Genomic DNA, 1,498 nt, shown 5'->3' with positions numbered 1-1,498 from the left:
CGGAAGCCTGCTCAGGGCGAGGATGACCATCATTTTCATCGGCGAACGTCCCGGACTTAGTTCGGCCGACAGCATGGGCGCTTACCTGACCTTTGCCCCGCAGATCGGCCTTACCGACGAGCGGCGTAACTGCATCTCCAACATCCGCCCGCAGGGGTTGTCGACTGCCCTGGCCGTTGACAAGATCATGTATCTGGTGCAGGAGGCGTTCCGGTTACAGTTGTCGGGGGTACAGCTCAAGGATAAGGATGATGTAAATGCACCATTGCTCTGACCCATTCAAACCGGCGGGCCTCGCCGGTTTATAACCTAACTGTCCATGATCCGGTCTACTTTCTTTTGCCTGCTGACAGGGCTGATCTGCTGCGGTCAGCTCCGTGTTGTTGCCCAAACACCATCCGTGGCTAAACCAAACATTATTGTGTTTCTGGTCGATGATATGGGCTGGCAGGATACATCTGTTCCGTTCTGGAAGGAGAAGACCCCGTTAAACAAACGGTTCCATACACCGAACATGGAACGAATGGCGCGGGAAGGCATGGTTTTCACCAATGGCTATGCAACACCCCTCTGCACCCCGTCGCGGGTTAGTCTGATGACCGGCCTGAATGCCACCCGTCACCGCATTACCAACTGGGTATCGCCGAATGCCGATACCAATACAGACTACCCTGACCCTGATCTGCAACCGGTCGACTGGAACATAAACGGGTTCAGCCCCGTTGGTGGCGTAAGGCATACCATGACCGCGCAGGCTTTACCGGCCATTCTGGCGGCCAACGGGTATCACACCATCCATTGCGGAAAGGCTCATTTCGGTTCAGCTACCACACCTGGTGCTGATCCGCTGAATCTGGGCTTTGCCGTGTCGATTGCGGGCAGTGAAATCGGGCATCCGGCCAGTTATCTGGGAACCGACAGGTATGACCGGCCCGTAAACGGAAAACCGAACCGGAATGCCGTGCCGGGTCTGGAGGCCTATCACGGCACGGACACGTTCTTATCGGATGCCCTGACCACCGAAGCTCTGAAAGCGGTGGAGGCGTCGGTGACCAGGAAGCAGCCTTTTTTTCTGTATCTCGCTCATTATGCCGTCCATACGCCGATCATGGCGGATAAGCGGTTTGTTGATAAATACCTGAAAGCGGGCCTACCGGTCAATGAAGCCAATTATGCATCGCTGGTAGAAGGCATGGATAAGAGTCTGGGCGATGTCATGGATTATCTGGATGCCCGTCAGCTTTCTGATAATACCCTGATTTTATTCATGTCAGATAATGGCGGACTAAGCACCGTACCTGCCCGAAGTGCCCCGGCCTACACCCACAATCTGCCATTGCGCGCCGGAAAAGGATCCGTTTATGAAGGTGGGATCCGCGAGCCTATGCTGGCCCGCTGGCCCAACACAATCCGGAAGGGAAGCCGCACCGAAGCACCGGTTATCATCGAAGATTTCTTCCCGACCCTGCTGGACGTGGCCGGGGTCCGGCAAACCGGT

The 1,498-nt window shown here is 55.8% G+C and carries 2 protein-coding genes; both read left to right on the top strand.

The features are described from left to right. On the top strand, nt 1-274 hold a 274-nt coding region (locus BLX24_RS30325), incomplete at its 5' end, for an ethanolamine ammonia-lyase light chain EutC (protein ID WP_177225981.1). Nucleotides 275-319: 45 nt separating this feature from the next. Beyond that, a partial coding sequence (locus BLX24_RS30320; protein WP_071506903.1) for a sulfatase-like hydrolase/transferase occupies nt 320-1,498 on the top strand: 1,179 nt, incomplete at its 3' end.

It is taken from the genome of Arsenicibacter rosenii (assembly GCF_001870735.1).
GTDB lineage: Bacteria > Bacteroidota > Bacteroidia > Cytophagales > Spirosomataceae > Arsenicibacter > Arsenicibacter rosenii.
The sequence above is the reverse complement of the archived record's forward strand: the minus strand, read 5'-3'. Positions and strand labels throughout refer to the sequence as shown.